A 391-nucleotide genomic window follows, 5' to 3' on the forward strand; every position below is an offset into this window, starting at 1 on the left:
CGTCGCGCTGAACGCGCCGGCGCCGAACAACCATTTCCTGACGGCCGGCGGCCGCAACGGCGAATTCGAGGATCGTGTGATCGCGAACGGTTTCTGGCTCGACCATGCGGCCGAATTCGCGAAGCGGCGCGAAGCGCGCGCGATGGTGGTGATCTTCGAAGGCGACCCGCAGTTCGATCGCTATGAACGCGCCGAACGCTTTGCGTGGCTGCGCTTCAACCGGCCGCGCGCACGCGACGGCTTTCGGGAACTGAAACGGGCGCTGGTGAAGGCGGCCGCGACATTCCGCGGCCCGATCCTCGTGATGCATCTGCGCTGATTCACGCGACTGTGCAAGCGCGTCTGCTTCGTCGACAAGGAGAATGATGGCTCCGCGCGAGCGACCGGTTGC

1 pseudogene is annotated in these 391 nt (G+C 65.7%); it reads left to right on the forward strand.

The features are described 5' to 3' along the window. A pseudogene (locus SB816_RS30080) lies at positions 1 to 319 on the forward strand (hypothetical protein); the annotation flags it as partial. Positions 320 to 391 lie beyond the last annotated feature (72 nt).

It is taken from the genome of Achromobacter sp. SIMBA_011 (assembly GCF_046535435.1).
GTDB lineage: Bacteria > Pseudomonadota > Gammaproteobacteria > Burkholderiales > Burkholderiaceae_B > Achromobacter > Achromobacter dolens.